Here is a 22,441-nt window from a genome sequence, read left to right as displayed (position 1 = left end):
AAGCCAGGAGCTGAGTGCGGACGGCAAGGGGCCCGGTGGGCGGAGCAACCACCTGGCGCTGGACGACAAGGCCGGAAGGATCCAGGCCCAGCTCAAGAGCGATCACCAGTGCAGCAGCCTGAGCCTGGGGTATATCGGGCGCATCGACGACACGGCGGGGCGCAAGGATGACCGGGGCCAGGGCGTCGAAGTGCGTACCGACGGGCATGGGGCCGTCCGCGCCGCCAAGGGTTTGTTGGTCACCACCGAAGCCCGGCCCAATGCCCAGGGCCACATCACCGACATGGGGGAGACGGTGGCACGCCTGACGGCTGCGAGGGATCTGCATGAGGGGATGAGCGATACGGCGCAGGCGGCGAAGGCTCACGAAGCTGGCGATCAGGATGCCGTCACGCAGGTCCTGAAGGACCACAACGATGCGATCAAGGGCAAGGGTGGCAAGGCATCGGAAGGGCAGTTCCCGGAGCTTGCGGAGCCGCATCTGGTGCTTGCCAGCCCGGCTGGCATTCACAGCACGGCGGGCACGACGACGCACATTGCAAGCATCGAACACACGGCCCTGAGCAGTGGAGGGCACACGAGCATCGGCGCGGGCAAGAGCCTGCTGGCCAGCGTCAAGGAGGCGGTGCGGCTCTTTGCGTACAAGGCCATTCGCCTGACGGCGGCCACCGCGGGCATCGACATCGTGGCGCTGCAGGACAGCATCAAGCTCATGGCCAAGCTGGACATCAAGCTGGAGGCCAACCGCATCACGATCACCGCCAAGGAAGAGATCCTGGTCAACGGGGGCAGCAGCTACACGCGGTGGAACGCCTCGGGCATCGTGCATGGCACCAGTGGCGTGTGGCGCGAGCATGCGGCAACACACGGCTTTGCGGGGCCGATGAGCCTCGATGCCCTGTACCCCGTGCTGCCCACCGCGGGCCTCACCGAAAAGCGGCACCTGCTCGAAGAGCACTTCGTTCTACTTGAACATGCTGGCGGGCTGCGTCTGCCCCAGCAGAAGTACCGCATCGCTTTTCAGGGCGGCCGAACCATCGAGGGCATGACCAACGACCTGGGCGAGACCGAAGTCGTGCAAAGCATGGTGCAGCAAATAGCCACCGTGGAAGTACTACGACACGCAGAGGATGGCGCGCTGGCCAGCTACACGCCTTTTGTGCAGACACCCGCGGCGCAGACCCATGAGGACAACGGCGTGGTCGCCGAACAGCGGGTGCACAAGGTCGGCGCCAAAGCACATCGGACCAATGACGACCAGGCCACCAGCCAGGACAAGGCGCCGATTCACACCAGCTGCGACCCGAACAACTGGGGGCTGCGCAAGAGTCAACCCAAGGTGGGTGATGCCAAGAAATGGGAGTACCCGGTGGCACGCGCGTATGTGGAGGCCATCAAGCCTGCGCTGAGGGGGATTGATTGGAAGAACGCTACTTGGCCGTTGAGCGATGCGGACTTCAAGCATCTGAACGAGACTTTAAAAACAAACATTCAAAGTGCCTTGGTAAAAACGGCTTTCGGACTGCCTGTAGAGGCTATGCCGACCATGCTCATTCCGACAGATGTCCGTGCTTTAGAACTTGGCATGAACCCTGAGGACAACAGTCTCAAAGGGTCGATGCGTTCCAAGGATTGGCTGCTGGTCGCCTGCAAGGGCGGGGTCGTATCCATGATCGAAGCCGCTCAAGAAAATGACAGCGGACTTCAAAATCGGATGCACGAATTCGCCAGCACCCTGTACCACGAGGCGCGGCACGCACAGCAGTTCTTCTGGGTGTTGGCCATGATGCAGCAGTTCCCTGACGACTACGGGGAGTTGCCGCACATCCTGCGCTTCTGGGAAAAAGTTCAGCCCGCAACGATATTCAAACTCGCTGCCACGACACCCGTCCCTGATGAACCCAGCGCCCGCACCGGGCTCAAGCGCATGGTCGTCGGGATGTACTACTGGCAATTGACGCGCACCGCCGCTCTCAATAAACAACGCCCGCCCGACAAGCCCGGCTTTTTTTCGGACCTTCTTCCGACCGAACTTCCCCTTGCACGAAAAGCAGCTTATGACCTTCTCCAAAACGTGGGCCTGGGTGGCCTCTCCATCGAAGTGGATGCCATGGCCCAAGGCAAAGACGGCAGCACCGGCTACCGCACGCAACCCTGGGAGGAAGACAGCTTCGCATGCGATGAAGTGGTCAGGCGCTTGTGGGGCGGCGATCCTGGCGACCTGCTGCCTGCACCCGGTTTTTGCACAAAAGCACTCGAATTCGCCATCCGCCCCCGCTACAACGCAGCCCCTGGGGAAGCCGGTCATGCCTATTGAAACGAAAAAGAGCGCCGCCTATGAAGCCTACAAACTGAAGGCCCGGGCGTATCAGGCTGTTTACGACGACTTCCGCTACACCGATGCTCAGCGCGAGCAACTCATCGAGTTCATTGCCGCCGCCATGAAGGTTATTCGGGGGGAGGCCGAGTTCGACAGTTTGAAGCGCTTGCTACCCGTACGCCGACTGGACAAAGGGCAGCAGCCCAACAACAGCACAAGCCATGCATTCGACGCTCGGTTCATGAACGAGTGGGCCAGCATCTACGTGAACACTGTCCCAAAGCGCGACGGCACGGCGGGCTTTGAACCTGCGCTGTTCCAAGTTGACTTTCGCCCAGAAATGAATATCCCGCGCGAGCGCCTGGAACAACTGCTCCAACTGAAGACCGCACCCGGGTGGACGGCTGACGGAGGAAATCTTCAATACGAAGTAGCCCAACTCCATGGGTTGCCGGATTTCAATGGCGGCGTGTTTGAGTACGCCCCTCTTGAGCAGCCGCAAGCCGACTTCAACATCGAAGTCCTCTTCACCTATCTGAACGGCCCGGACAAAAACCCCTACACCGCCTTGAGGCTCAGCAGTATCCAAATCAGCCGCGACTACCTCACCCCCGAAGAAATCAAACAGTGCAACGACAAGAAGCTCGGCCACTTGCCCCAGACAGGCGAACGCGCCCCAAAAGATGGCCGCTACATGGCCATGTTTGCCGACGATGCACTGACCGCTTCAGTTCCTCTCGATCAGCGGATGCAAACCTTCGGCGAAGGGCACTGGCTGGGCCCGGCGTATGTGCGAAATCCCGCCACCGGCAGGCAGGACTCCGTGCATGCCTGGTGGCACTGGGTCGGCCCCGACCCGTTTGCCGACGAACTGGCGAGGCTCTTTCCTTCGAACGAACGTCAGCGACCGGGCTGACGGCTCTTAACAAAAGATCAGCGGCCGATGCTTTTCAAGTACTCGGCGCGCGCAGCCACAGCGGTGTCGGTGAAGTCGGTGAAAACGCCATCGACGCCGAGCTTGTAGTAGATCGCGTACTCGTTCTTGCCGTCCTTGTTGTAGTCGGCGGCCAGGCGGCGCGACTCGTTGCGGAAGGTGAAGGGGTGCACGAACAGGCCGGCCTTGTGCGCGTCGGCGATCAGCGTGGTGGGCGACACCGAGGTGGCGTCGGCGTCGTTGATCTTGCCGTCCTTGTTGACGTCCAGCGGCTTGCCGTCGGCACCGACGCTGCCCTTGATGCTCACGATGTAGCGCTTCCACGGGCCGATGCCGTCGGCATAGGTCTTGATCTCGGCCAGCCCGGCGGGCGTGACCATGGCGTCGAAGTTGCGCTTGTCGCCGGCCTTGGTCCAGTCGTAGGGGCGGTCGCTCGGCACGGCGAAGGTCACGGTGCCGGTCCGGAGGTCGACGCTGTCGCCGTCGATCAACTGGATGAGCCGGGTGTTCAGGCCCTTGCTCTTCATGTACTTCAGGCTGCCCGGCTCGAACGACTGCACGTAGATCGGCGCGGTCTTGCTGTTCCAGCCGGCGGCGTTGATGGCGGCGATGACCTTGTCTTCCATCGGCAGGCCGAGGTCGCGGAAGTAGGTCGGGTTCTTGGTCTCGGGGTAGATCGCGATGGTGCGGCCGGTTTCCTTCGACTTGGCCTTGGCGAAATCGATGATCTCCTGGAAGGTGGGGATCTTGAACTTGCCGTTGAATTCCTGCGGGCGCTCGGCGTCGGTCGAGATGCCGCCCAGCGTCTTGATCTCGGCCAGCGTGAAGTCGTTGCTGAACCAGCCGGTCTGGGTTTCGCCGTCGACCTTGATGGTCTTCTTGCGCGAGGCAAAGCGGGGGTGCTTGGCGACGTCGGTGCTGATGGCCAGGTTGGGGTCGTGGCGGGCGATGAGCACGCCGTCCTTGGTGGAGACCAGGTCCATCTCGATCACGTCGGCGCCCAGCTCGATGGCGCGCGCATAGGCTTCGAGCGTTTCTTCCGGCAGGTAGCCCGAGGCACCGCGGTGGGCAATGACCAGCGGCGGATTGCCGTCCAGCGTGAGCAGCTTGTTGGCGGGGCCGGTGGTGCTGCAGGCAGCCATGGCCAGGACGGCGGTGGCGGTCAGGGCGATCTGAAGGGTGCGCATGGTTTTTTTCTCCAACCAAAAGAGGCGCAGAGTACCCGCTCCGCATGACATGCAGTGCAACGGCGGGCGCGCGGCGCCGACTTCTTGGACAATGTGTTGCATGCCCCATACGCTTTCCCCTCAAAGCCTGCTGCTGGCCCAGACCCTGGTGCGCATGAACACCATCAGCGCCAACAGCAACCTGCAACTGATCGACTTCGCCCAGAGCCACCTTGCGGCCCTGGGCGTGAAGAGCCGCATCACCTACAACGCCGAGCGCACCAAGGCGAACCTGTTCGCCACGCTGGGCGAAGGCAAGCCGGCCGGGGTGATCGTCTCGGGCCATACCGACACGGTGCCCTGGGACGGGCAGGACTGGAGCGTCGACCCGCTCTCGGCCGTGGTGCGGAACGAGCGCCTCTATGGCCGCGGCTCGGCCGACATGAAGAGCTTCATCGCCATCGCGCTGGCCAACGCCCACCGCTTCCTTGAAAGCGACTCGCCCTTCGCGGTGCATTTCGCCTTCAGCTACGAGGAAGAAATCGGCTGCTTCGGCGTGAAGGAACTCATTGCCGACATGCGCGACGCCGGCATCAAGCCGCTGGCGTGCATCGTGGGCGAACCCACCAGCATGGTGCCGGCCATCGCCCACAAGGGGGTGTACCGCTACAAGTGCTGCGTGCGCGGCAAGGAAGCGCATTCGTCGCTCACGCCGAAGTCGGTCAATGCCATCGAGATGGCGGCCCGCGTGATCGGCAAGGTGCGCGACATGGCGGAAGACTTCGAGCGCAACGAGCCCCGCTACGAGGGCTTCGACGTGCCCTTCAGCACCGCGAGCGTGGGCCAGTTCCACGGCGGCATTGCCGACAACGTGGTGCCGCGCGACGCCGAGTTCCGCTACGAATTCCGCGACCTGCCCACGGCCGACGCCAAGCGCATGCAGGCCGACGTGGTGGCCTACGCGGACAAGCTGGAACCGGCCATGAAGAAGGTGGCGCCCGACGCCGGCTTCAGCTTCGAGACCATCTGCGAGATTCCGAGCTTCCTGGGCGCGGCCAACGACCCGATCACGCTGCTCGCGCAGCGCCTGGCGGGCGAGGAGCGCACCACGCTGGTGGCTTTCGGCACCGAAGCGGGTCTGTTCAAGAACGCCGGCATCCCCACCGTGGTGTGCGGCCCCGGCAGCATCGAGCAAGCGCACCAGCCCGACGAATTCGTGAGCCTGGAGCAGCTGGCGCGCTGCGAACAGTTCATGGAACGCCTGGCCACCTCGCCGGTCATTGGCTGACGACAACGGCAGCGATGCGCTGCATCGCATGAAGCGCGTTGCGCTCGGCCTGCTCTGCGCGGCGGCGCTGCTGTATGCGGTGGCCAGCGCGCTGCACGGCCGGCATCCAGCCTGGGGCTACGTGGCGGCATTCGCCGAGGCCGCGATGGTCGGCGCCATTGCCGACTGGTTCGCGGTGGTGGCGCTGTTCCGCCGCCCGCTGGGCCTGCCGATTCCGCACACCGCGATCATCCCGAGCAACAAGGACCGCATCGGCGCCAAGCTCGCCGGCTTCATCTGCAACAACTTCCTGAGCACTGCGCAGGTGCTCGCCAAGCTGCGCCAGTTCGATGCGGCGGGCCGCATCGCCGACTGGCTGGCCCGCCCCGCGAGCGGCGAAAAACTCGGCGAATGGGGCGTGGCCGCCACGCGCTACGGGCTCACCGCCTTCGACGACGAACGGGTGCGCGACTTCATGGGTCGCGCCGCCGCGGCCGGCCTGGCAAAGATCGACCTCTCGCGCCTGACCGGCCAGGCGCTCGACGCACTCACGGCCGGCGGGCGCCACCAGGCCCTGCTGGACGACGTGCTGCAACAGGTGGCCGGCCTGCTCGAAGGCGAGCAAATGCAGGCGCACATCACCGAGGCGATTGCGCGCGAGATCAAGACGCTGCGCTACGTGGGCCTCGACCAGGTGGCGGCCAAGCTGGCCACGCGCAAGATCGTGGCGGCGGTGGCGCACACCATCGGGGAGCTGGCCGCCGAGCCCGACCACCCGATGCGCAAGCGCTTCGACCATTTCGTCGACGACTTCGTGGTGCGCCTGAAGCTCGACCCCGAATTCCAGCAGCGCGGCGAGCAGATCCGCGCCGAGCTGATTGCCCACCCTGCCCTGGGCGACTACCTGCACGGGCTCTGGGGCGAGCTGCTGGCATGGCTGCACGACGACCTGGGCCGTGGCGACTCGACGATCCGCCAGCGCATCGCCTCGATGGCCGGCGCGCTCGGCACGCGGCTGCAGGCCGACGAGCCGATCCGCCGCTGGATCAACGAGCAGATCGAGGCGGCGGCACCGCTGGCCATCGAGCGCTACCGCGAAGACATCCGCCGCTACATCGAGGAGCGCGTCGGTGAATGGAACGCTGAAGAAATGACGAGCGAACTGGAGCGCCACATCGGCCGCGACCTGCAGTTCATCCGCATCAACGGCACGCTGGTGGGCGGGCTGGTGGGGCTGCTGATCCACACGGTGACGCAACTGCTGCGCGGCTGAAATCGGCGGCGGTCGGCTGACGTCGGCTGACATGGGCCGGGCCGGGCTGAACGCCGGCTGAAGGCCGCGGGTAATCCACAGCGAACGAAAGTGCGCATCCTGTCCCCGGAGAGACGCGGCTGACACCTGTGCCTCCTAGACTGCTCCGCGCATTCAAGAATCAAGAAGAGGAGAAGAACCCATGCCCCGTGGAAGCAGAACCCTTCGTGCCGGCTCGCTGGCTGCCATCGCCGCCCTGCTGGGTGCCTGCGGCATGCTGGCGCCGCCGGCGTCCGTGTCGCCATCGTCGTCTTCGGCGCCGTCGTCCGCGTCGCCAGCGTCGTCGATGGCGCCCTCTACGGCGGCGGCACCCACGCGGCCCACCGCATGGGCCGCGCCCGAAGTGCTGGTCGCGCCGTCGTCGTTCGCCGGCGTGCACGGGCTGGCCATCGACGCCAAGGGCCGGCTGCTCGCGGGCAGCGTGCTGGGCAACACGCTGTGGGAAGTGGACCGCACCACCGGCGCGGCCAAGGTGCTGGTCGATGCGCCCGAAGGCCAGGCCGACGACATCGCGGTCGGCCCCAACGGCGAACTGGCCTGGACCAACTACCTCATGGGCAAGCTGCGCTACCGCGAGAACGACGGCGCGCCGATGCGCGTGCTCGCCAAGGACCTGCCCGGCCTGAACTCGCTCGACTTCGACCGCAGGAACGGCAAGCTCTACGCCTCGCAGGTGTTCCTGGGCGACGCGCTCTGGGAAATCGACCGCGACGGCAAGAAGCCGCCCCGGCTCATCAAGAAAGACATGGGCGGCTTCAACGGCTTCGAGGCCGGGCCCGACGGCATGCTCTACGGTCCGCTGTGGTTCAAGGGCCAGGTGGTGAAGATCGACCCGGCGAACGGCGCCATGACCGTGATCGCCGATGGCTTCAAGATCCCGGCCGCCGCCAACCTCGACGGCAAGGGCAACCTGTGGGTGGTCGATGCGCGCAGCGGCGAGCTGGTGCGGGTGGACCTCGCGACCGGCAGGAAGACCGTGGCCAAGCAGCTGCGGCCGGCGCTCGACAACCTGGCCATCGCAAAGGACACGCCCGACGGAACCATCTACATCTCGAACATGGCCAGCAACGAGGTGCAGGCCTTCAACCCCGCCACCGGCGAACTGCGCACGCTCACCAGCGGCAAGGTGGCGGTGCCGGCGGGCATGAAGATCGACGGCCACAGCCTCTGGGTGGCCGACGTCTTCGGCTTTCGCCAGGTCGACGTGCGCAACGGCGAAGTGCGCGACGTGTTCCTCATGCAGCGCGACCCCGAGCTCGACTACCCCTTCGCGGTCGGGCTGTCGGCCAGGCTGTTCGCACTGACCTCCTGGTTCACCGGCACGGTCCAGCTGGTCGACCGGCAGACGCTCAAGACCGTCGAAACCATCCACGGCCTGAAGGCGCCATTCGATGCCATTCCCATGGCCGACGGCAGCGTGGTCTATGCCGAGCTGGCCACCGGCAGCATCACCCGCGCCAGCGGCCCGAAGTTTGCCGAAAAGCTAGTGCTCGCTAGCGGCCTGAACGGCCCGGTGCAAATGATCGTCGGCCACGATGGCGCGCTCTACGTCACCGAGGCGGCCGGCAAGCTGCTGCGCATTCCGCTGGACGCCAGCGCGCCGCTGCGCACCATCGCCGACGGGCTGGCGCTGCCCGAGGGCGTGGCGCAAACGCCGTGGGGCAGCTTCATCGTGGCCGAGAGCGCGGCCCGCCGGCTGGTGGAAATCGACCCGGCCAACGGCGGCCGCCGCACCGTGGCCGAGAACCTGCCGATCGGCCTGGCACCCGGCCCCGGATTGCCCCCGCCCTATGTGGTCACAGGGGTTGCGGTGGGCAGCGACGGCACGGTCTACATGGGTGCCGATCGCAACAATGCGATATATCGAATTCGTGCCGTAAGGTAGCGTAACAATAAGTGTAAATTTCAATTTACTTTTAAAAACAAATATTACAAACTGGCCGGGACGCCTCGTGGCGTCCCGATCGCATCCGGCTTTCGGGGGTATTGCGAGGCGTTCTTTCTTGAAGGGACAACGCATGACTCCGCTCGTCGTAGGCCAATTGCTATCGCCCGAATACTCACCGGGGCTGGTGGCGCTTTCCTTCCTGATCTCATTCGCCGGTTCGCTGGTGGCGCTGATCTGCGCGGGCCGCATGGTCGGCGCGGACGGCAAGCCCAACCTTGCCGTCGTGGCCTGCGCCGCGGTGGCGCTGGGCGGCATCGGCATCTGGTCGATGCACTTCATCGGCATGCTGGCGTACCGGCTGCCTTTCGGCATTTCGTACAACATGCCGCTCACCGCGGTCTCGCTGGTCGCGGCCATCCTGATCTCGGGCGTTGCGCTCTACATGGCCGGCGGACGCCGGAAGTTCAGCAAGTCGGGCTGGCTGGCCGGCAGCCTGCTGGCCGGCATCGGCGTCTGCGTGATGCACTACATGGGCATGTTCGCCATGAACATGCGGGCATCGATGGAGTTCAGCCTGCCGATGGTCGCGCTGTCGGTGGCCATTGCCATCACCGCCGCCGCCGCCGCGCTGTGGCTGGCGTTCAACCTGCAGAAGTTCACCCACAAGGTGGCGGCCGCCGCCGTGATGGGCGTGGCGGTCTGCACCATGCACTACGTGGGCATGAGCGCGGCCAGCATGGTCTGCACCGCGGCCGCGCCGACCGACGCGCTCGCCATCGGCGGCAGCTACATGGGCCTCACGGTGTTCGGCACGGCCGGCGCGGTGCTGATCTTCATCTACTGGGTGGTCACCGGCAGCAGCCTCGATTCGCCGAGCGCCGCCACCCCGCAGCGCGCCCGCACCAGCTAGTTGGCACAAGCGGCCGCGCAGCCCGCGGCCTACAGTCTGTGCAGACCGACAACCCACGTTCTGCACAGACTCTTCATGCCCGTCATCGAATCCCGGCTGCACGCGGCCAGCGACACCTTCCAGGCCAACCGCACCGGCATGCTCGCGCTGCTCGGCCAGGTGCGGGCACACGAAGCCCGCGCCACGGCCGCCTCGAGCGCCTCGGCCGAGCGCTTCGCCAAGCGCGGCCAGCTGCTGCCGCGTGAGCGACTGGCGCTGCTGCTCGACACCGGCGCGCCCTTTCTGCCGCTGGCCTCCCTCGCGGGGCTGGGCCACGACAACCCCGACCTGTCGAAGAGCGTGCCCGGCGGTGGCCTGCTCTCGGGCATCGGCCAGGTGGCCGGCGTGCGCTGCATGGTCAACGCCTCCGACTCCGGCATCGACGCCGGCGCGCTGCAGCCCATGGGGCTGGACAAGCAGCTGCGCGTGCAGGAGATCGCGCTGGAGAACAAGCTGCCCTACGTGCAGCTGGTGGAAAGCGCCGGCGCCAACCTCATGCAGTACCGCGTGCAGGACTTCGTGCGCGGCGGCAGCATCTTTCGCAACCTCGCACGGCTGTCGGCGGCGGGGCTGCCCGTAGTGACAGTGACGCACGGCTCGTCGACCGCGGGCGGTGCCTACCAGACGGGCCTGTCCGACTACATCGTGATGGTGCGCGACCGCACCCGGGCCTTCCTGGCGGGGCCGCCGTTGCTGAAAGCCGCCACCGGCGAGATTGCGACCGAAGAAGAACTGGGCGGTGCCGTGATGCACACCCACATCTCGGGCCTGGGCGACTACCTGGCCGAAGACGACCGCGACGCCATCCGCATCGCGCGCTCGATCCTCGGCGGCATCGACTGGGCCCGCGACGAAACCCCGCGCAGCTTTGCGCCGCCGCGCTACGACGCCGAAGACCTGCTGGGCATCATGCCCAGCGATGGCCGCCGGCCGGTCGACATGCGCGAGGTGATCGCGCGCATTGCCGATGGCTCCGAATTCCTGGAGTTCAGCGAGCACTACGGCAGCGCCACCGTCTGCGGCCACATCCGGCTCGAAGGCCATGCCGTGGGCATCGTCACCAACAATGGCCCCATCGACTCCGACGGCGCCACCAAGGCCACGCACTTCATCCAGGCCTGCTGCCAGTCGCGCACGCCCATCGTCTACCTGCAGAACATCACCGGCTACATGGTGGGCCGCGCGCACGAAGAGGCCGGCATCATCAAGCACGGCGCCAAGATGATCCAGGCCGTGACCAACGCCACCGTGCCGCAGGTCACGCTGCATTGCGGCGCCTCTTACGGCGCGGGCAACTACGGCATGTGCGGCCGCGGCTTTGCGCCGCGCTTCTGCTTCTCATGGCCCAACGCGCGCACCGCCGTGATGGGCGGCGAGCAGGCTGCCAAGACCATGGCCATCGTGATGGAGGCCGGCATGGCACGCAAAGGCGCGGTCGACGCCGCGAAGATCGACGCGATGCAACAGCAGATCGTCGAGCGCTTCGACCGGCAGATGAGCGTGTTCACCACCAGCGCGATGCTGCTCGACGACGGCGTGATCGACCCGCGCGACACGCGCGCGGTGCTGGCCGAGGTTCTGTCGATCTGCCGCGATGCCGATGCGCGCGCGCCGCAGGCCATGCAATTTTCGGTGGCACGGCCATGAGCAAATTTCACAAGATCCTTGTCGCCAACCGTGGCGAAATCGCGGTCCGCGTGATGCGCACGGCGCGCACCATGGGCTACCGCACGGTGGCCGTGTACTCCAGCGCCGACGCCGATGCCGAACACGTGCGGCAAGCCGACCAGGCCGTATGGATCGGCGAATCGCTGCCGGCGCAAAGCTACCTGAACATCGCCGCCGTCATCGAGGCCGCACGCACCAGCGGCGCCGACGCGGTGCACCCCGGCTACGGCTTCCTGGCCGAGAACGCCGAGTTCGCGCAGGCCTGCCGCGATGCGGGGCTGGTCTTCATCGGCCCCTCGCCCGAGGCCATTCGCGCCATGGGCGACAAGGCCGGCGCCAAGCGGCTGATGCAGGCGGCGGGCGTGCCGTGCATCCCTGGCTACCAGGGCGAAGACCAGAGCACCGCCAGGCTCGCGGCCGAGGCCGGGCGCATCGGCTGGCCGGTGATGATCAAGGCGACCGCCGGTGGCGGCGGGCGCGGCATGCGGCTCGTGAATTCGGCGGCGGCTTTTGCAGAACTGCTGCAAAGCGCGCAGTCCGAAGCGCTCAATGCCTTCGGCGACGCCACGGTCATTCTGGAGCGCGCCATCGTGGCGCCGCGCCACATCGAGATCCAGGTGTTCTCCGACCGTCACGGCAACGCGATTCACCTCGGCGAGCGCGACTGCTCGGTGCAGCGACGGCACCAGAAAGTGGTCGAAGAAGCGCCGTCGCCAGCTGTGTCCGCCGCATTGCGCGAGCGCATGGGCGCGACCGCCGTCGCTGCCGCGAAGGCCATCGCCTACGAAGGCGCGGGCACGCTTGAATTCCTGCTCGATGCCGAGGGCCAGTACTGGTTCATGGAAATGAACACGCGCCTGCAGGTCGAGCACCCGGTGACCGAAGCCGTGACAGGCCTCGACCTGGTCGAGCTGCAGCTGCGCGTCGCGGCCGGAGAGCCGCTGCCGCTGGCGCAGCAGGACGTGCGCATCAGCGGCCACGCCATCGAAGTGCGGCTGTGCGCCGAAGACCCGCGGCAGGGCTTCATGCCCCAGAGCGGCACCTTCGCCGCATGGCGCCCATCAACAGCCCTGCGGACCGAGCACGCGCTGCGCGACGGCGCCGTCGTGCCGCCCTTTTACGACTCGATGGTCGCCAAGCTCATCGCCCATGGCCGCACGCGCGACGAAGCCAGGCATCGGCTGGTCGCGGGCCTGCAGGACACGGTGGCGCTGGGCATCGCAACCAACCAGCAACTGCTGCAGCGCGTGCTGTCGCACGAGGTGTTCGCAAGCGGCGGCGCGACCACCGCGTTCATCGCCGACCATCTCGACACGCTGCTCGCGGCCGATGCGAAAACGAACAAGCAGGCCGCCTTGCTGGCCGCGCTGCTGCTCCAACTGGGCGAGCGCGGATGGCCGTCACCGCTCGCGCACACGCTGCCCAATGCCTTGCGCTTCTCGCTCGACGAGACGGTGCACGCGGCCCGCGTGACGCCGCGCGGCGCCGGGCATTTCGACATCGCACTGGACGACGGAGCGAGCACGCAGGTCACGCTGCTGGCCTTGCCGGGTGACGGCACCGTGCGGTTCTCGTGCCATGGCTTGGTGGACCAGGCCTTCACGGTGCGCGACGCCGCGGACTCCGTGTGGCTTCACTTCAACGGCCGCGCCTTCGCGCTGCGCAATCTCACGCACGTGGCCGTGGCGCGGGCCGGCACCGCCGGCGGCGATGGCCTGCTGCGCGCCTCGATGAACGGCCGCGTCATCGCCCTGCTGGTGGCCGAAGGCGATGCCGTCGCGGCCGGCCAGCCGCTGATCACGCTCGAGGCGATGAAGATGGAGCACGTGCATTGCGCCCCGCGCGCCGGCCGCGTCGCCGCGCTGCACGTGGCGGTCGGCGCGCAGGTGGCCGCGCGCCACGTGGTCGCGGAGATTGCCGACGCGTGACGACGGAACCGATTGGCGCCACTCACCTTTTCACGTCCCTGCCCTTGATCCGGAAGTCTTTCGAATGAACGCCCCTTCTGCCCCTTCTTCTTCCCGCTACCGCTCCGTCTTCGCGCCCGGTCTTTTCGGCGGACAGGTCATCGTCGTCACCGGCGGCGGCTCGGGCATCGGCCGCTGCACCGCGCACGAACTCTCGGCGCTCGGTGCGCAGGTCGTGCTGGTCGGACGCAATGCCGAGAAACTCGAAGCGGTGCAGGCCGAGATCGTCGATGCCGGCGGCAAGGCCAGCATTCAGGCCTTCGACATCCGCCAGGAAGAAGCGGTGCGCACGGCGGTGGCCGCCATCGTTGCCGCGCACGGGCGCATCGATGGCCTCGTCAACAATGCCGGCGGCCAGTACATCACGCCGCTCGCCGCCATTTCGGCCAAGGGCTGGGAAGCGGTGATCCACACCAACCTCACGGGCGGCTTTCTTGTGGCGCGCGAATGCTTCGTGCAGAGCATGCAGGCGAACGGCGGCGCCATCGTCAACATCGTGGCCGACATGTGGGGCTCGATGCCCAACATGGGCCACAGCGGCGCGGCGCGCGCCGGCATGGTGAGCTTCACCGAAACGGCGGCGCTCGAATGGGCTGCCAGCGGCGTGCGCGTGAACGCGGTGGCGCCCGGCTACATCGCATCGAGCGGCATGGACCACTACCCGCCCGAGGCCGGCGACATGCTGCGCGCCATGCGCAAGACCGTGCCCGCGGGCCGCTTCGGCAACGAAGCCGAAACCTCCGCCGCCATCGCCTTCCTGCTGAGCCCCGCGGCCAGCTTCATCAGCGGCAGCGTGCTGCGGGTGGACGGCGCGCGGCCACAGGTGCGCATGGGCTGGCCGATGGCGCTGCCTGACGCGCAGGCGCAGCAGCGCGCGGCGGTGCGGCCCTTCGATGGCTTTCACCTGGCGCAGACGCCGCGTGTTTTCCAGGCCCCGCCGAAGAGCGAATGAACAGACAAGCAGGCAGACAAGACCGAACCGAACGACTGACCGGAGACAAGCAACATGCAGTACACGCACGAACACCTCGAGATCCAGAAGACCCTGCGCCGCTTCATCGACGATGAAATCAACCCGCACGTGGAAGAGTGGGAAGCGGCCGAGATCTTTCCCGCGCACGAGGTCTTCAAGAAGCTCGGCAACCTCGGCCTGCTAGGCCTGAACAAGCCCGAGGCCTTCGGCGGCGCAGGGCTCGACTATTCGTATGCGATGGCGCTGGCCGAAGCGCTGGGCCACATCAGCTGTGGCGGCGTGCCAATGGCCATCGGCGTGCAGACCGACATGTGCACGCCGGCGCTGGCGCGTTTCGGCAGCGACGAACTGCGCCGCGAATTCCTGGCGCCGGCCATCGCGGGCGACACCGTCGGCTGCATCGGCGTGAGCGAGCCCGGCGCGGGCAGCGACGTGGCGGGCCTGAAGAGCCATGCGCGCAAGGACGGCGACGACTACCTCATCAGCGGCCAGAAGATGTGGATCACCAACAGCCTGCAGGCCGACTGGATGTGCATGCTGGTCAACACCAGCGACGGCCCGGTGCACCGCAACAAGTCGCTGGTGATGGTGCCGATGAACCTGCCCGGCATCGAGAAGGCGAAGAAGATCCGCAAGATCGGCATGAACTCGAGCGACACGGGCCTGATCTATTTCGACAACGTGCGCGTGCCGCAGCGCTACCGCATCGGCGAAGAGGGCCAGGGCTTCGTCTACCAGATGCAGCAGTTCCAGGAAGAACGGCTGTGGGCTGCCGCCAGTTCGCTCGAACCAATGGAAGACTGCATCGCGCAGACCATCGAATGGGCGCAGCAGCGCCAGATGTTCGGCGGCACGCTGGCCGACCAGCAATGGGTGCAGTTCAAGCTGGCCGAGCTGAAGACCGAAGTGGAAGCGCTGCGCGCCCTCACCTACCGCGCCTGCGACCTGCATGTGCAGGGCGAAGACGTGCTCGAGTTGGCCTCGATGGCCAAGCTGAAGACCGGCCGCCTCACGCGGCAGGTGGCCGACACCTGCCTGCAGTTCTGGGGCGGCATGGGCTTCACGCTCGAGAACCGCGTGTCACGCCTCTACCGCGATGGCCGTTTGGGCTCCATCGGCGGCGGTGCCGACGAAGTGATGCTCGGCATCCTCGCGAAGACCATGGGCATCGCCAAGCGCCCGCCGCGCGGCTGAGCAGGCGGCCGCATCGCATGGACGCCGAACTGAAAGCCGACCGCGCGGCGCTCGCCGACACGGTGCGGCGCTTTGCCGAAAGCGAGATCGCACCGCACGTGCAGGCCTGGGACGAAGCCGGCGAGTTTCCACGCGCGTTGTATGCGCGCGCCGCCGAACTCGGTCTGCTCGGCCTGAGCTACCCCGAGGCGCTGGGCGGCACGCCGGCTTCCTACGCGCTCAAGCTTCCCGCATGGATTGCGCTCGCACGCCACGGCAAAAGCGGCGGCGTGCTGGCCAGCCTTTTCTCTCACAATATCGGCCTGCCGCCGGTGGTGCTGCATGCCAGCGACGCAGTGCGCCAGGAAGTCGTGCCGCCGGTGCTGCGTGGCGAGAAGATCGCGGCGCTCGCCATCACCGAGCCGGGCGGCGGCTCCGACGTGGCGGCGCTGCGCACGACGGCAAAGCGGGACGGCGACCACTACGTGGTGAACGGCGAAAAGACCTTCATCACCTCGGGCATGCGCGCGGACTGGATCACCGTGGCGGTGCGAACCGGCGAAGGGCGCGGAGCGGGCGGCATCTCGATGCTGCTGGTGCCGGGCGATGCGCCGGGCATCACGCGCACGCGCCTGTCGAAGATGGGCTGGCTGTGCTCCGACACCGCGCAACTGCACTTCGACAACGTGCGCGTGCCCGCGCGCTACCTTCTAGGGAACGAAGGCGAAGGCTTCCGCATGGTCATGGGCAACTTCAATGGCGAGCGCATCGGGCTGGCCGCGGGCGCACTCGGCTTTTCCCAGGCCTGCCTCGACGAAGCGCTGGCCTGGTCGCGCGAACGCAAGACCTTCGGCGCCGCGCTCATCGAACACCAGGCGGTGCGCCACAAGCTGGTCGACATGCAGATGCGCATTGCCTCCACCGAAGCCTGGCTCGAAGCCGTGTCGGCCGAAGGCGATGCGCACGAAGCAGAGGGGCGCATCAACGCGCCCGAGTGGGTGGCCCAGGTCTGCATGCTGAAGAACCACGCGACGCAGACCATGCAGTTCTGCGCCGACCAGGCGGTGCAGATTCTCGGCGGCATGGGCTTCATGCGCGGCACGGTGAGCGAGCGCATCTACCGCGAGGTCAAGGTGATGATGATCGGCGGCGGTGCCGAAGAAATCATGAAGGAACTGGCGGCGCGGCAGATGGGCTGGTAGCCACGCTGCACCAGTCTTCGGTCTTCGGTCTTCGGTCTTCGGTCTTCGGTCTTCGATCTTTATTCCGGCCCGGCCGGAACGCCGTTGCGCCGCGGGTGTCCAACCATCCAGCACCTTTGCTGAGTCGCGGGAGATCACCATGCTCTCTTTCACTTATGGCATCGGCACCGTCGTCCTGGTCTTGGTGGCGGCGCTGGTTTTTTCGGCGGTATGGATTTTCCGGGAGTACGAGCGCGGCATCGTGTTCACTCTCGGTCGCTTCTCCAAGGTCTCGGGGCCCGGCCTGGTGATCGTGATTCCGGTCATCCAGCAGGTGGTGCGCGTCGACCTGCGCACCGTGGTGCTCGAAGTGCCGACGCAGGACGTGATCTCGCGCGACAACGTGTCGGTGAAGGTCAGCGCCGTCGTCTACTTCCGCATCGTCGATGCGGCCAAGGCCATCATCGAGGTCAAGGACTTCTTCAACGCCACCAGCCAGTTGGCACAGACCACCCTGCGCTCGGTGCTGGGCAAGCACCAGCTGGACGACATGCTGGCCGAGCGCGAGAAGCTCAACCTCGATGTGCGCGAGTCGCTGGACGTGCAGACGGCGTCATGGGGCATCAAGGTGTCGAACGTCGAGATCAAGCAGATCGACCTCACCGAATCGATGGTCCGCGCCATCGCGCGGCAGGCCGAGGCGGAACGCGAACGCCGCGCCAAGGTGATCCACGCCGAGGGCGAATTGCAGGCATCGGAAAAGCTGTTCCAGGCCGCCCGCGTGCTGGCCCAGGAGCCGCAGGCCATACAGCTGCGCTACCTGGAAACGCTGACGGTGATCGGCGCGGACAAGAACACCACCATCGTGTTCCCGCTGCCCATCGACCTGCTCGCGAACTTCCTGCCGAAGCCCGCGTGAGTGCCTGAGCCTCCGAAGGGCTCAGGCCCCGAGCGCCGCCCGCGCAAAGGCGCGGATTGCTGCAAAAGCGGAAAACTGTTCCTCACGCGCGGACCCTTCGGCATGCGCGTTTTTGCCTGCCGCGTGCTTACCATCGTGCCCATGTTCAAGCACATCGTGATGTGGGACCTGCGCGGCGAATCGCAGGAAGAAAAGGCGCAAGCCACGCAGTTGCTCAAGCGCAAGTTCGAGTCGCTGCGCGGCCGGATTCCCGGCCTGCTGCACATCGAAGTGGGCGTGGATTCGAGCCGCGTGGCCTACGCGTGCGACGTGGTGCTGTACAGCGAGTTCGACAGTCAGGCCGCCCTCGACGGGTACGCCACGCATCCGGCACACCTGCAGGTTCGCGAGGAGCTGGGCGACCTGCGGATCGCGCGGCACCAGGTGGATTACGCGGTGGGCTGACCCGTTCGACTCCGGCCTGCCCCGGTCAGTCGTTCTTTTCGGCTTTGTCGCCGCCGTGCTGCGTGGCCGCGAGTGCGGCAGCCGCGCGCAGCTTGTCCTTCTTGCTCGGCCGCTTGCCCTTGATGCCGCCCGTGCCCGAGGCATCGACCAGCGGCACGGCCACCTCGGTCGGCTCGAAGCCTTCGATGCGTTCACGCGGCAGGCTCAGGCCCTGGCGTTTTTCGATCAGGCGAAAGTGCGCTTCGGTCGACGCGCTGACGAAGCTGATGGCCAGCCCGCTTTCGCCCGCCCGGCCGGTGCGGCCGATGCGGTGGATGTAGTCGGTCGGCGAGCGCGGCAGGTCGTAGTTGATGACCACGGGCAACTGCGCGATGTCGATGCCGCGCGCGGCAAGGTCGGTGGCAATCACCACGTCCCAGCGGCTCTGCTTGAACTGCGCCAGGATGTCGGTGCGCGTGCCCTGCGCAATGTCGCCGTGGAAGGGCACGGCGTACACGCCGTTCTTGTAGAGCTTCTCGGCCACGATCTGTGCCGAATGCTGCGTGGCGACGAAGACCAGCACGCGCTCCCACTCGTTTTCTTTCAGCAGATGGCGCAGCAGTTGCGTGCGGCGGTCGGGGTCGACCTCGATCACGCGCTGCACGATGGCAGGCTCGGTGCCGGGTTCGCCCTGCACGTCGATGACGGCGGGCTCGCGCAGCATGCCGTCGGCCAGCGCCTGGATGGCGGGCGGAAAGGTCGCGGAAAACAGCAGGTTCTGGCGCTGAGCGGGCAGCATCGCCAGGATGCGGTTCAGCTCTTCGGCAAAGCCGAGGTCGAACAGGCGGTCGGCCTCGTCGAGCACGAGCATCGACACGGTGTTGAGCTTGAGCGCGTTGTGGTCGACCAGGTCGAGCAGGCGGCCCGGCGTGGCGACGACGATGTCGGCACCGCCGCGCAGGCCCATCATCTGCGGGTTGATCGACACGCCACCGAAGGCAATGGCAATCTTCAGGCGTTCGGGCAGGTGCTGCGCCAGGCTGCGCATGGTTTCGCCGACCTGGGCCGCGAGCTCGCGCGTGGGCACGAGCACCAGCGCGCGCACGCGGCGCGGCGACTGTGCGGCTTCGGCGACCAGGCGCTGCAGCAGCGGCAGGGAAAATGCGGCGGTCTTGCCGGAGCCGGTCTGTGCCGAGCCCCGCACGTCGCGACCTTGCAGAATCGCGGGGATGGCCGCGGCCTGGATGGCGGTCGGCGCGGCATAACCGCTTTCGGCGGCAGCCTGCACGAGCGCGGGGGCCAGGCCCAGAGAGTCGAATGGCATGTGAGCAGACAGAGAGAAAACCCGAGATAGATAGAGAAGAGACGTATCGAATGTCGACGATGAAACAGCGCAATCAGCAGACCGGCAGCGCCCTGGTGTATTCCACCGAGGCCGGCGGGCGCATGTGCCCCGACTGCGGCGAGCCCGTGGCCCAGTGCCGCTGCAAGGAACTCAAGGCACGCGTGCCGGCCACTGACGGCATTGTGCGTGTATCGCACGAGACCAAGGGCCGCAAAGGCAAGGGCGTGACCGTCATCAAGGGCGTTGCGCTCGACGCGGAAGCGCTCACGGCGCTGGGCAAGCAGCTCAAGACGGCCTGCGGCTCGGGCGGCACGGTGAAGGACGGCGTGATCGAAATCCAGGGCGACCACCGCGAAACGGTGATTGCCGCGCTGGTGAAACAGGGCCACACGGTCAAGCGGGCCGGAGGGTAAACAGCCCATGCAACCCGAAGACCTGCAGCGCCTGGTGACGCTCCAAATGCCATTTGGCAAGCACAAGGGCACGTTGATCGCCGATTTGCCCGGAAATTACCTGACGTGGTTTGCACGCGAGGGTTTTCCCTCGGGAGAAATTGGCCGGCTGCTCGCCTTGATGCATGAAATAGACCACAACGGGCTCTCCGACCTGCTGAAACCGTTGCGAAACCGCCCGTCGGGCAGAGATGTTTCTCAATAACACATGATTTCCCCACTCTTTTCTGAAATGGGGCTGGATAATCCGGCCTACGTGTCTGCGAGCTTGTCTCCCGTGCACGTAATTCGGTGATCGGTCAGTTTCGCGCCACAGCGCATTTTGTTTGTTGTGATTCTGGGACTCCATCGCTTTGTTTTGTTGGTTTGAATTAGGAGTCCCTCCATGGGCAAGAAACTCTACGTAGGCAACCTCGCCTACTCTGTGCGTGACAACGACCTGGAACAGGCTTTCGGCGAGTTCGGCTCGATCGTCAGCGCCAAGGTCATGATGGAACGTGACACCGGCCGTTCGAAGGGCTTCGGCTTTGTCGAAATGGGCAGCGATGCAGAAGCACTCGCAGCCGTTGAAGCCATGAACGGCCATTCGCTCCAGGGCCGCGCCCTGACGGTGAACGAAGCCCGTCCGATGGAAGCTCGTCCTCCCCGCACCGGCGGTGGTGGCGGCTACGGCGGCGGCGCTGGTGGTGGCGGTGGCGGCTACGGTGGTGGCGGCGGCGGCGGTGGTTACGGCGGCGGCGGCGGTGGCCGTAGCGGCGGTGGCGGCGGCTACGGCGGCGGCGGCGGTGGTCGCGGCGGCTACTAAGCCCTCACCCACAAGCTCAGGGGGCCTCGGCCCTCTTTGAATAAAAAGCTCCTTCGGGAGCTTTTTTCGTTTCTGCCCGCCGTTTTTTGAGACGGAAAAAGCCGGTCGGCAGGCGTGCGCAAAGCCTTCAGGGGGAGAACCCTAAGCCTGCGCTAAGCATTTGTCCGTACACCCGCGGTCAGCCAACCGTCAGCCGCCGAAGACGACCCTCACCTCTCCAAACAAGAGGGTCGAGATAATGAAGATAAAGAGTCAGGCGGACTTCTTTTCAGGGGTCATGTTCACCACCGTGGGGGGCGCTTTCGCAATCGGAGCGACCACTTACACGGTCGGCAACGGAGCCCGGATGGGGCCCGGCTATTTCCCGCTCATGCTGGGCATCCTGCTGGCCATCCTCGGGGCCATCATCATGTTCCAGGCGCTGGTGGTCGAAACCGCCGATGGCGATCCGATCGGCAAGTGGGCCTGGAAGCCGCTGGCCTTCGTGCTCGGCGCCAACCTTGCGTTCGGCGTGCTGCTGGGCGGCCTGCCCAGCATCGGGCTGCCGGCCATGGGGATGATCATCGCGATCTACGCGCTCACGATCATCTCGAGCATGGCGGGCGAGCAGTTCAAGCTGCGCGACGTGCTGATTCTCTCGACCATCTTGGCGGCAGGCAGCTACGTGGCGTTCATCTGGGCGCTCAAGTTGCAGATCCAGGTCTGGCCCACTTTCATTTCGGGCTGAGGAGCGCACACCATGGACCTGATCCACAACCTTTCCATCGGTTTCGGCGTTGCCTTTACCTTCACCAACCTGCTGTATTGCCTGCTGGGCTGCATCCTGGGCACGCTGATCGGCGTGCTGCCGGGCATCGGCCCCGTCGCGACCATCGCGATGCTGCTGCCCGCCACGTACGCACTGCCGCCCGTGTCGGCGCTGATCATGCTGGCCGGCATCTACTACGGTGCGCAGTACGGCGGTTCGACCACCGCCATTCTGGTGAACCTGCCCGGGGAGTCGTCCTCGGTGGTCACCTGTATCGACGGCTACCAGATGGCAAGGCAGGGCCGCGCGGGCCCCGCGCTGGCAGCCGCGGGCCTGGGCTCGTTCTTCGCGGGTTGCGTGGGCACGCTGATCCTGGCCGCCTTCGCGCCGCCGCTGACCGAGCTGGCCTTCAAGTTCGGCCCGGCCGAATACTTCTCGCTGATGACCCTGGGCCTGATCGGCGCCGTGGTGCTGGCCTCGGGCTCGCTGCTGAAGGCGGTGGCAATGATCGTGCTGGGCCTGCTGCTCGGCATCGTCGGCACAGACGTCAACTCGGGCGTGGCGCGCTTCAGCTTCGACATTCCCGAGCTGACCGACGGCATCGGCTTCGTGGTGATTGCCATGGGTGTGTTCGGCTACGGCGAAATCATCGGCAACCTCTCGCAGCCGGATGACGAGCGCGAGGTGTTCACGCACAAGGTCAAGGGCCTGTGGCCGACCAAGGACGACTTCAAGCGCATGATGCCCGCCGTGCTGCGCGGCACGGCCCTGGGCTCGGCCCTGGGCATCTTGCCGGGCGGCGGTGCGCTGCTGGCCTCGTTCGCCTCGTATGCGCTGGAGAAGAAGATCAAGATGCGCCCCGGCGAAGTTCCGTTCGGCAAGGGCAACATCCGCGGCGTGGCTTCGCCGGAGTCGGCCAACAACGCCGGCGCGCAAACCTCCTTCATCCCG

20 protein-coding genes are annotated in these 22,441 nt (G+C 66.3%); 18 read left to right on the top strand and 2 right to left on the bottom strand.

Going from position 1 to position 22,441, the window contains the following annotated elements; genetic code table 11:
* Positions 1–2,317, top strand: a 2,317-nt coding sequence (locus DBV14_RS21990) for a type VI secretion system Vgr family protein (protein WP_148092449.1), incomplete at its 5' end; no start/stop codon positions are given.
* On the top strand, positions 2,307–3,236 hold the full coding sequence (locus DBV14_RS21985; RefSeq protein WP_124462061.1) for a hypothetical protein: 930 nt from the start codon (positions 2,307–2,309) through the stop codon (positions 3,234–3,236). The genes DBV14_RS21990 and DBV14_RS21985, both read left to right, overlap by 11 nt.
* 17 nt (positions 3,237–3,253) lie before the next feature.
* Here the strand turns inward: DBV14_RS21985 and DBV14_RS21980 are convergent, their stop codons facing one another.
* Positions 3,254–4,441 (bottom strand): glycerophosphodiester phosphodiesterase, encoded by a 1,188-nt coding sequence (locus DBV14_RS21980; protein WP_124462059.1) that lies wholly within the window; start codon positions 4,439–4,441, stop codon positions 3,254–3,256.
* 100 nt (positions 4,442–4,541) lie between these two features.
* On the opposite strand from DBV14_RS21980, the gene argE reads away from it, so the two are divergent.
* From argE to DBV14_RS21925, 11 genes are all read left to right on the top strand, one after another.
* A complete protein-coding gene (gene argE / locus DBV14_RS21975; RefSeq protein ID WP_124462057.1) occupies positions 4,542–5,708 on the top strand; it encodes an acetylornithine deacetylase in 1,167 nt (388 codons plus the stop codon).
* Positions 5,701–6,960 carry a DUF445 domain-containing protein gene (locus DBV14_RS21970; RefSeq protein ID WP_260397175.1) on the top strand — a complete coding sequence of 420 codons (1,260 nt, stop codon included), beginning with the start codon at positions 5,701–5,703 and terminating at the stop codon, positions 6,958–6,960. Before argE ends, DBV14_RS21970 begins: the two co-directional genes overlap by 8 nt.
* Positions 6,961–7,141: 181 nt before the next feature.
* Positions 7,142–8,884: a hypothetical protein gene (locus DBV14_RS21965; RefSeq protein ID WP_124462055.1), complete on the top strand. Its 1,743-nt coding sequence runs from the start codon at positions 7,142–7,144 to the stop codon at positions 8,882–8,884.
* A 133-nt stretch (positions 8,885–9,017) separates the two neighbouring features.
* Complete coding sequence (locus tag DBV14_RS21960) at positions 9,018–9,797, top strand: MHYT domain-containing protein (RefSeq protein ID WP_124462053.1); 780 nt, start codon at positions 9,018–9,020, stop codon at positions 9,795–9,797.
* Positions 9,798–9,872: 75 nt separating this feature from the next.
* Positions 9,873–11,483, top strand: a complete 1,611-nt coding sequence (locus DBV14_RS21955) for an acyl-CoA carboxylase subunit beta (protein ID WP_124462051.1) — start codon at positions 9,873–9,875, stop codon at positions 11,481–11,483.
* The gene (locus DBV14_RS21950) at positions 11,480–13,432 is read left to right on the top strand and encodes an acetyl-CoA carboxylase biotin carboxylase subunit (RefSeq protein WP_124462049.1); all 1,953 of its coding nucleotides are present in this window, start codon (positions 11,480–11,482) and stop codon (positions 13,430–13,432) included. The genes DBV14_RS21955 and DBV14_RS21950 overlap by 4 nt, the downstream gene beginning before the upstream one ends.
* Positions 13,433–13,496: 64 nt before the next feature.
* Complete coding sequence (locus DBV14_RS21945) at positions 13,497–14,423, top strand: SDR family oxidoreductase (RefSeq protein WP_124462047.1); 927 nt, start codon at positions 13,497–13,499, stop codon at positions 14,421–14,423.
* A gap of 54 nt (positions 14,424–14,477) precedes the next feature.
* Positions 14,478–15,638: an acyl-CoA dehydrogenase family protein gene (locus DBV14_RS21940; protein WP_124462045.1), complete on the top strand. Its 1,161-nt coding sequence runs from the start codon at positions 14,478–14,480 to the stop codon at positions 15,636–15,638.
* A 17-nt stretch (positions 15,639–15,655) separates the two neighbouring features.
* A complete protein-coding gene (locus tag DBV14_RS21935; RefSeq protein WP_124462043.1) occupies positions 15,656–16,819 on the top strand; it encodes an acyl-CoA dehydrogenase family protein in 1,164 nt (387 codons plus the stop codon).
* Positions 16,820–16,958: 139 nt separating this feature from the next.
* The gene (locus tag DBV14_RS21930) at positions 16,959–17,717 is read left to right on the top strand and encodes a slipin family protein (RefSeq protein WP_124462041.1); all 759 of its coding nucleotides are present in this window, start codon (positions 16,959–16,961) and stop codon (positions 17,715–17,717) included.
* A gap of 141 nt (positions 17,718–17,858) precedes the next feature.
* Positions 17,859–18,161, top strand: a complete 303-nt coding sequence (locus DBV14_RS21925; protein ID WP_124462063.1) for a Dabb family protein — start codon at positions 17,859–17,861, stop codon at positions 18,159–18,161.
* Positions 18,162–18,186: 25 nt separating this feature from the next.
* Here DBV14_RS21925 and DBV14_RS21920 read toward each other — a convergent pair whose 3' ends face one another.
* A complete protein-coding gene (locus tag DBV14_RS21920; protein WP_124462039.1) occupies positions 18,187–19,464 on the bottom strand; it encodes a DEAD/DEAH box helicase in 1,278 nt (425 codons plus the stop codon).
* Positions 19,465–19,514: 50 nt separating this feature from the next.
* Between DBV14_RS21920 and DBV14_RS21915 the strand changes: the two genes are divergently transcribed.
* The 5 genes from DBV14_RS21915 to DBV14_RS21895 all read left to right on the top strand — a co-directional run.
* Complete coding sequence (locus tag DBV14_RS21915; RefSeq protein WP_185546089.1) at positions 19,515–19,898, top strand: translation initiation factor Sui1; 384 nt, start codon at positions 19,515–19,517, stop codon at positions 19,896–19,898.
* A 7-nt stretch (positions 19,899–19,905) separates the two neighbouring features.
* Positions 19,906–20,142 carry a DUF3820 family protein gene (locus DBV14_RS21910; protein ID WP_124462035.1) on the top strand — a complete coding sequence of 79 codons (237 nt, stop codon included), beginning with the start codon at positions 19,906–19,908 and terminating at the stop codon, positions 20,140–20,142.
* A gap of 180 nt (positions 20,143–20,322) precedes the next feature.
* Positions 20,323–20,742, top strand: coding sequence for an RNA-binding protein (locus DBV14_RS21905; protein WP_124462033.1), 420 nt, complete (start codon positions 20,323–20,325; stop codon positions 20,740–20,742).
* Positions 20,743–20,980: 238 nt separating this feature from the next.
* Positions 20,981–21,469, top strand: coding sequence for a tripartite tricarboxylate transporter TctB family protein (locus DBV14_RS21900; protein WP_124462031.1), 489 nt, complete (start codon positions 20,981–20,983; stop codon positions 21,467–21,469).
* A gap of 12 nt (positions 21,470–21,481) precedes the next feature.
* Positions 21,482–22,441 (top strand): tripartite tricarboxylate transporter permease (locus DBV14_RS21895; RefSeq protein ID WP_185546088.1); only part of this gene is annotated, 960 nt, incomplete at its 3' end.

Origin of the sequence: Variovorax sp. KBW07 (assembly GCF_003852515.1) — a bacterium.
Classification (GTDB): domain Bacteria; phylum Pseudomonadota; class Gammaproteobacteria; order Burkholderiales; family Burkholderiaceae_C; genus Variovorax.
Note: the sequence above shows the minus strand (reverse complement) of the source record. Positions and strands in the feature narration are given on the sequence as shown.

Excerpts from the sequence above, each read along its gene's own strand:
- DBV14_RS21985 (WP_124462061.1), top strand. The coding sequence starts at position 2,307 with ATGCCTATTGAAACGAAAAAGAGCGCCGCCTATGAAGCCTACAAACTG.
- DBV14_RS21980 (WP_124462059.1), bottom strand. The coding sequence starts at position 4,441 with ATGCGCACCCTTCAGATCGCCCTGACCGCCACCGCCGTCCTGGCCATG.
- argE (WP_124462057.1), top strand. The coding sequence starts at position 4,542 with ATGCCCCATACGCTTTCCCCTCAAAGCCTGCTGCTGGCCCAGACCCTG.
- DBV14_RS21965 (WP_124462055.1), top strand. The coding sequence starts at position 7,142 with ATGCCCCGTGGAAGCAGAACCCTTCGTGCCGGCTCGCTGGCTGCCATC.
- DBV14_RS21960 (WP_124462053.1), top strand. The coding sequence starts at position 9,018 with ATGACTCCGCTCGTCGTAGGCCAATTGCTATCGCCCGAATACTCACCG.
- DBV14_RS21955 (WP_124462051.1), top strand. The coding sequence starts at position 9,873 with ATGCCCGTCATCGAATCCCGGCTGCACGCGGCCAGCGACACCTTCCAG.
- DBV14_RS21950 (WP_124462049.1), top strand. The coding sequence starts at position 11,480 with ATGAGCAAATTTCACAAGATCCTTGTCGCCAACCGTGGCGAAATCGCG.
- DBV14_RS21945 (WP_124462047.1), top strand. The coding sequence starts at position 13,497 with ATGAACGCCCCTTCTGCCCCTTCTTCTTCCCGCTACCGCTCCGTCTTC.
- DBV14_RS21940 (WP_124462045.1), top strand. The coding sequence starts at position 14,478 with ATGCAGTACACGCACGAACACCTCGAGATCCAGAAGACCCTGCGCCGC.
- DBV14_RS21935 (WP_124462043.1), top strand. The coding sequence starts at position 15,656 with ATGGACGCCGAACTGAAAGCCGACCGCGCGGCGCTCGCCGACACGGTG.
- DBV14_RS21930 (WP_124462041.1), top strand. The coding sequence starts at position 16,959 with ATGCTCTCTTTCACTTATGGCATCGGCACCGTCGTCCTGGTCTTGGTG.
- DBV14_RS21925 (WP_124462063.1), top strand. The coding sequence starts at position 17,859 with ATGTTCAAGCACATCGTGATGTGGGACCTGCGCGGCGAATCGCAGGAA.
- DBV14_RS21920 (WP_124462039.1), bottom strand. The coding sequence starts at position 19,464 with ATGCCATTCGACTCTCTGGGCCTGGCCCCCGCGCTCGTGCAGGCTGCC.
- DBV14_RS21915 (WP_185546089.1), top strand. The coding sequence starts at position 19,515 with ATGTCGACGATGAAACAGCGCAATCAGCAGACCGGCAGCGCCCTGGTG.
- DBV14_RS21910 (WP_124462035.1), top strand. The coding sequence starts at position 19,906 with ATGCAACCCGAAGACCTGCAGCGCCTGGTGACGCTCCAAATGCCATTT.
- DBV14_RS21905 (WP_124462033.1), top strand. The coding sequence starts at position 20,323 with ATGGGCAAGAAACTCTACGTAGGCAACCTCGCCTACTCTGTGCGTGAC.
- DBV14_RS21900 (WP_124462031.1), top strand. The coding sequence starts at position 20,981 with ATGAAGATAAAGAGTCAGGCGGACTTCTTTTCAGGGGTCATGTTCACC.